A 6,242-nucleotide genomic window follows, 5' to 3' on the forward strand; every position below is an offset into this window, starting at 1 on the left:
TTGGCAAACTGAGGATTGATTTCCGAGCCGACATATTCAAACGACAATTCCATAACAGGCCGCCAGGCCTCTTTTAAATCTTTAAAAATCATATCTAACACTAAACGAATCACGCGCATTTCCGTTGCGGTATACTCGCGGCCATCGGTTTTAGGATGAAACTGCCCCCCACCACCAAAGTAATTATCGACCAACGTAAAAACTAGCGGTGATTCCATTACCACTAAAGCACGTCCACGCAGGGGCGGCACACGGATAATGTTTAAGTTAGTCGGTACATGCAGCCCTAAAATATATTCAGAAAATTTTTTAACCTGGATACCGGTAATAAATACTTCAGACGAGCGTCTTAAAAACAAAAACAATGAAATGCGTAATAGCCGGGTAAAACGTTCGTTAACCATTTCCATGGTCGGCATACGACCACGGATAATACGCTCTTGACTGCCGAAGTTATACTCGCGAACAATGCTTTTATCTGAACCATCATCAACCTCAGTCTCTATATCGCCTGCATCAACGCCATACAATAAGGCGTCAATTTCTTCTTGTGAGAGTAAATCGCTCATGGGTTATTGCATAATAAATGAGGTAAATAACACTTCAACGGCTTCGCCATGCACGTTTAATTTTTCCAACGTTTCATTAACGTCTTTCAAAATCAACTCCTTCAGCTTTTCCTTACCTTCCTTATTATTTAACTCTAAAGGATTTTGCGACGTTAAAATCATAATTAAATTATTGCGCAACATAGGTTCGTTTTTCTTTAATGCAGCAACAGTGTCTTCATTATCGACTGCAAACGAAAAAGCAATCTGTAAAAACTTTATCGTATCGCTTTTAGGAAAATCGACCACAAACGGCTTGGTCATATCGAAAAATACCGCAGGCTCGCCGTGCTTCTTTTTTTTTATGGCTACCGCCATGTTCCTCTTGAGCAGCGGGCTCTGAACCCATTTGACTTTTCAAAACAAAAAATGCACCAACCCCGCCTAGCACGACTAATAACAACGCCGAGACCACGATGATGATAATTTTTTTAGGTGACATTCTACTGGATGAACCTTCTGCGCTTTCATTGGCTTGTTCTGACATAAAAAACCCGGTAAGACAAGATATTAACAGCCGGTATTCTGCATTACCTGAATAAGAATTTCCAGCGATGCTTAGAGTTTTGTGTTTATCGCTTAAAATCAACTCAATTGAAAAAACACAGTGAACCACTATCTACACCCAATGAGCCTGGCTACAATAATGGCTTTTTGAATCTTGCAGGACAGTTATGCGTTTTCTTTTTCTTCCCTTAGTATTACTCGCCTCATCAGCTTACGCAGGTCATTTGCTAGCGGCCGAAACCCAATCAATCGGTAGCAAAGCCGGCGACCCAAATTCTTATGCAGGTAGCACCTGGGCATCAGTCTCTGCGGACGGTCGTTACACATCAGTAACAGCCTCCGTTGGTTTTTTTCAACACATTTTTCTGTATGATCGCTATAGCAAAACTGCTAAAGATTTAACGGCCACAGGCAATAGCATTTCATTAGCCTCAAATTTAGCCGCCAACGGTAAAGTTGTCGCTTTTCAATCCGTCGCGAGTAACTTAGTCAGTGATGACACCAATGGTCTGCCCGACATTTTCGTGCAAGATATTCAATCAGGTAAAAATCAATTAATTAGTAAAGCCAGCGATGGAACCGCAGCTAATGCCCAAAGCCATTTCGCTGCCTTATCAGGCGATGGTCAATGGGTCGCTTTTTCATCGTCAGCGTCTAATTTAGTCGCTAACGATAGCAATAATGCCGCCGACATCTTTTTACATGATCGCAAAACCGGCAAAACAACTCGCGTTAGCGTGTCTTCTTCAGGACAACAAGCTGAATCCGGTGTCAATAACGGTGTCGTCGACATATCAGCAGATGGTCGCTATGTGGTCTTTTCATCCTTATCCGGCAATTTAGTCGCAGGCGATGCCAATAGCGAAGATGTTTTTATCCGAGATGTAAAACTTAACACCACGACACGCGCCAGTGTCCCAGTCAAAACCTCAGGCGGCTTTGATGGCAAAAGCACAACGCCATCGATTTCCTCCGATGGTCGTTATATTGCCTATTCTTCAGGCTCTAGCAAACTCACCGCCAATGATAGCGACGATTTTAATAGCGATATTTTCGTCTACGACCGTATCAATAAAACCAATAGCAAAATTACTAAAAACGCCGATGGCCAGTCTATTTTGCCAATGATTTCTGGCGATGGGCGCTATATCGCGTTTTTCTCATCAGCTACCAATTTAGTCGCTAATGACAGCAACAATGCCTGGGATAGTTTTGTTTACGACCGTAATACCGGTAAAACGACGCGTATTAACGTTACCCCGACGAACGAACAAAGCACCGGAGATATTACATTTTTACAAGCCCGCCCTTCCTTATCGGCCGATGGACGTTTTATCGCCTTTGAAACAGGCGCCAAAGACATTACCGCTGACGATACTGATAGTGCTTATACCGACGTGTTCTTGCGTGACATGTTCAGTAATAAAGCCAAAGCTGCCAATGTCAGCGTTTCCGCGACAACACCCGCTAGCGTAAGCAAAAACCAAGCGTTTAACATGACACTGACGATTTCAAACCTAGGACCTAATACCGCCACGCAAACTAATGTATTTATCAATTTACCCAGCTATTTAACGCTTACAGCGGTCACGCCTAACCAAGGTCAATGTGTTAAAAGCGCAGCTAGCATATGCCGTTTAGGTTCATTAACTAGCGGTGCATCAACAACTGTTACGGTTAAAGCCACCGCACCTTCTTTTGCTACAACGATTAATCTGTCTGCCACAGCGCAGTCGATAGAAAAAGACAGCAGCGTGAACAATAATTTTGTAACTAAAGCGGTTGTTGTGAAATAAAAAAGTATTAGGCGATAACCAGGATATTGCGCCGAATGCGACGTACGCTGGTTATCGCGCCCTAAGATGATAGCTTGATGCATTGCTTAAATGCATCATATAAATCCACTTTACACTCAAGATAGGAAGCAGGAATTATTCTGAGCAGGAAACCGCGTTAGTCATCATTAGCTCATCTGCCGGTAAATTCGCCGCGTAAATGGTCAATTTTAATTCCATATCAGCAAGGTTTTCGTAAACGGGGCTTTTCCCAGAAAGCCGTTCACTTTCCTCCAAAATCACATCGACACCCGAACCTCGCCTATCCATTAAGTATTCGCGCCCTAGACCTGAATCGCGGACAACGTAGTAACGGGAAAACAAACTCGACAACACTTCGTTGCGTGGCATAGACATCATTCGCATCGTTTCAACAGTCATTGAATTAGGCAATGAGCCAGGGGAATACAGCTCCAAACCGAAACGGTCGGAAAACAAATGCAGGCGGATGCGTCCACCCCAAATTGAATAGTCACGATGAACGACGGCATTGACAACAGCCTCGAATATTGCGCGTAAACTGTATTGCGGATAATCAATACGCCCTAGCGCTTTGCGGGCGGGGACTTTCATGTTCAGGCGCACAAAATCGAAAGCATCCCATATTTGCTTATCCAACGGGCCTGAAAAATCTTTTGCATCTAATTGATCTTGAGGATCATTTCTGCTGCCGCTGTAAGCAACTGCCTGAATATACGCAGAGGGCAACCAGCGCGTAGGATTAACCGTACACAGCAATACACCTACGATGGACAAATGTAATTGACCATCAAATTCACTCAGTAAATGCAATCGTCGCAATTGTTGTTCTTCCGAACCTTCGCCTTTTTTTTATGAAAGCGCGGGATAAAAAACTATCGAGAGTTTCTACAGAAGTGCCCGGTACAACCTGTTCTTCAAACCGGATAATTCGGGACTGGCTACGTTGCTGAAAGAGACGTGCCAGTACGTCTGCCTCCATTTCACGCTTAGCGTCAAGAAAACGCTTGAAATAACCGTTAGGGCTTTTGTGGACCATTAAGCTGCGTGGAACTTTTAGGATAATAACAGGACGGAATTGACCTGTTTTATCGGGTAACTCAATATGCTCCGAATAGACATCTAACGGAGGTTTGATCCGTGTTTGGCAAATCTCGGACAACCATTTTTCTACGGTATCCAACGAAGTGTAGTCAATCCCGATAATTTCTTTGGTTTTATCATCAACACCTAATACCAATATTCCGCCATTTGCATTTGCCATTGCTGCCAATTCATCAGCCAAACCGTCGGCATGTGGACCTTCGATTTTGTGGCTGCTACGCATGACGATCCGTTTTAACTCCAGTGTCGAATCCTCCCCAACCTAATACGTTTTAACCAGTCATCCGCCGTCATGAGCTCTGTCCTTTTAAATCTTCAAGAATAGCTTAAATAATATTGCCGAAACCATCCATAAACCCGTTAAGAAATCGTTGGTAGCCCCAACCCTGCATGGCTTACTTTCTTCGTGGTGTATTCCTCATCAAGGACATCAACACCGCCGCATTACACCGATAAGGCGGCTCGCCTTGGCATACGCCCCAATATTGTCCAGACTCGCCTTCATTACTCGGCTTCCAGGTTTCGGAAAATGCTTCAAACACGGTTGCCGAATAGCCTTTTTGTCCTAATAATGCCAGTGTTGAGTTAATAACCAGCGCTTGGTTAGCAACTCCAGCTACCGCGCATTGTTGTCCGGTATGGCGATTGGTGGCGGCATAATTCTCCGGCGCATTAGGCCAGCCAAACTCGGTAATCACCACGTCTTTCCCAGGATTAGCACGACGCACTTCTTCTAAACGGGCTAAATGAAATTGCGCGGCTTGCTCAGCGCTAATACACGAATGAATAGGCGAAAATTGGCTCTCCCACCACGGAAACACATTAATGCCTATCCAATCGACTTGAGCTGAAAAGCTCGTTGGCGCGCAAGGTTGCTGACGATTACACCATTCCCACCAAGTATCTATCGTGGTCACTGGCTGGCTAAGCTTAGCTTCACGCATAGCCTGAAGACATCGACTAATCTCACTGTCGTAGCGATAATCATGCCGTGTCCTCACTTCTGAACCACAACTTAAGCGCGTAATGGTTTTATCGTATTTACGGGCCAACGCTATCGCACTAGAAATCGACTGCGAATTAACCTCTACCTCTTTATCAAGCCAAACAATGGCAGTCACGCTTAACTGACGCTGCATAGCCGCCTCAAAGACGTACTCTAACCCGTTAATCACACCATACGTCATGATGCAGCGAAACGGTGTATCGGCTACCAGCTTATCTAATAAGGTATCAACCAGTTGCTTAGACGGCCTGGCGCCGTAATCGGGTGTTAAACCGCCTACATAAGGGCTAAACGCTACGCAACGCATAGGCTTACCATCAGCAAACGTCTGAAAGCTAATAAGCAAACCTATCAATATTCCTAGCCACTTCGACAAACTCAACATAAAAACCTTTAAAGTAAAACACCGCCTAATATTTTTGCTGATTGACTTCGCCTATACCTCTATGATTCTTAGCCGATAGCAATAACTCACTAACAAATCATAACTTAGAAGACACGCATTTTTGGGCAAAATCAGGCAGTAAGGTAGAATAGCCATGTGCTATGCGTACAGCGTCGCAAAGTAGACGCACCCAACAGGCTTAATCTCAACCCTTCACTAACCGAGGACTACATGAAAAAAACACTATTATTAGCCGCTTTGTTAACGCTATCAGGCAACGTGTTAGCAGGCACAGAACATTATGTCTTGCGTGATGGTAATCATGTGCAACATTTAAAAATAACGACTAGCGCTGATGATATTCATGTAACAGCCGATGTCGATTATGCCCCTGATACCAACGATAAAGACAGCAAAACATGCTCGGCTGAAATCATAGGAAAAGCCAAAACCGTCGCTGAAAATTTGCTCAGCTTGAAAAAGCATTCTGAAAGCGAAGCGAGCTATTGTGAATTAACTATTAGCTTATCGCCGACTGGCGCGAAGGTTCAGCAATCTCAAGATTGCGATAACTTTGTCACGCCGCCCTGCCATTTTTCTAGCGGCGACAAAGAACTGGTAAAAATAAAATAATATTAATAATTATTGATTCCCAAACTGGATTTGAAAATCAAGGCTACACACTTAAGATGGGACAGGGAGTTTAGAGCGCAGGTGTCGGCAGCAGGGATGCTGCCGCCAAGCCTACAGGGACGTATTTACGGGGTCCTGCGTTCTGAATGACCTGTCCTGTCTTAAGTTGGTAACCGGAATCAATA

The 6,242-nt window shown here is 44.2% G+C and carries 8 protein-coding genes; 2 read left to right on the forward strand and 6 right to left on the reverse strand.

Features of this window, described 5'->3' with window-relative positions; genetic code table 11:
- The 3 genes from VZ94_RS15625 to VZ94_RS25590 form a co-directional block, all read right to left on the reverse strand.
- The coding region (locus VZ94_RS15625; protein ID WP_045779943.1) for a flagellar motor switch protein FliM at positions 1-569 on the reverse strand (569 nt) is incomplete at its 3' end.
- A 3-nt stretch (positions 570-572) separates the two neighbouring features.
- Positions 573-872, reverse strand: a complete 300-nt coding sequence (locus tag VZ94_RS15630) for a flagellar basal body-associated FliL family protein (RefSeq protein ID WP_052700620.1) — start codon at positions 870-872, stop codon at positions 573-575.
- Positions 841-1,095: a hypothetical protein gene (locus VZ94_RS25590; RefSeq protein WP_192828671.1), complete on the reverse strand. Its 255-nt coding sequence runs from the start codon at positions 1,093-1,095 to the stop codon at positions 841-843. The genes VZ94_RS15630 and VZ94_RS25590 overlap by 32 nt, the downstream gene beginning before the upstream one ends.
- Before the next feature lie 187 nt (positions 1,096-1,282).
- On the opposite strand from VZ94_RS25590, the gene VZ94_RS23395 reads away from it, so the two are divergent.
- A complete protein-coding gene (locus tag VZ94_RS23395) occupies positions 1,283-2,911 on the forward strand; it encodes a DUF11 domain-containing protein (protein ID WP_052700622.1) in 1,629 nt (542 codons plus the stop codon).
- Positions 2,912-3,046: 135 nt separating this feature from the next.
- Here VZ94_RS23395 and VZ94_RS29375 read toward each other — a convergent pair whose 3' ends face one another.
- The 3 genes from VZ94_RS29375 to VZ94_RS15645 form a co-directional block, all read right to left on the reverse strand.
- Complete coding sequence (locus VZ94_RS29375) at positions 3,047-3,751, reverse strand: ATP-binding protein (protein ID WP_239649991.1); 705 nt, start codon at positions 3,749-3,751, stop codon at positions 3,047-3,049.
- On the reverse strand, positions 3,726-4,256 hold the full coding sequence (locus VZ94_RS29380; RefSeq protein ID WP_239649992.1) for an AlbA family DNA-binding domain-containing protein: 531 nt from the start codon (positions 4,254-4,256) through the stop codon (positions 3,726-3,728). Before VZ94_RS29380 ends, VZ94_RS29375 begins: the two co-directional genes overlap by 26 nt.
- A gap of 172 nt (positions 4,257-4,428) precedes the next feature.
- Positions 4,429-5,424, reverse strand: coding sequence for a glycoside hydrolase family 17 protein (locus VZ94_RS15645; protein ID WP_052700623.1), 996 nt, complete (start codon positions 5,422-5,424; stop codon positions 4,429-4,431).
- Between the two features lie 231 nt (positions 5,425-5,655).
- On the opposite strand from VZ94_RS15645, the gene VZ94_RS15650 reads away from it, so the two are divergent.
- Positions 5,656-6,057, forward strand: a complete 402-nt coding sequence (locus VZ94_RS15650; RefSeq protein ID WP_045779944.1) for a hypothetical protein — start codon at positions 5,656-5,658, stop codon at positions 6,055-6,057.
- Positions 6,058-6,242: the final 185 nt, after the last annotated feature.

The organism is Methylocucumis oryzae (assembly GCF_000963695.1).
Lineage (GTDB): Bacteria > Pseudomonadota > Gammaproteobacteria > Methylococcales > Methylomonadaceae > Methylovulum > Methylovulum oryzae.

Bases quoted from the DNA above. Each gene is read 5' to 3' on its own strand.
- VZ94_RS15630 (WP_052700620.1), bottom strand. From the start codon at position 872: ATGACCAAGCCGTTTGTGGTCGATTTTCCTAAAAGCGATACGATAAAG.
- VZ94_RS15645 (WP_052700623.1), bottom strand. From the start codon at position 5,424: ATGTTGAGTTTGTCGAAGTGGCTAGGAATATTGATAGGTTTGCTTATT.
- VZ94_RS25590 (WP_192828671.1), bottom strand. From the start codon at position 1,095: ATGTCAGAACAAGCCAATGAAAGCGCAGAAGGTTCATCCAGTAGAATG.
- VZ94_RS23395 (WP_052700622.1), top strand. From the start codon at position 1,283: ATGCGTTTTCTTTTTCTTCCCTTAGTATTACTCGCCTCATCAGCTTAC.
- VZ94_RS15650 (WP_045779944.1), top strand. From the start codon at position 5,656: ATGAAAAAAACACTATTATTAGCCGCTTTGTTAACGCTATCAGGCAAC.
- VZ94_RS29380 (WP_239649992.1), bottom strand. From the start codon at position 4,256: ATGCGTAGCAGCCACAAAATCGAAGGTCCACATGCCGACGGTTTGGCT.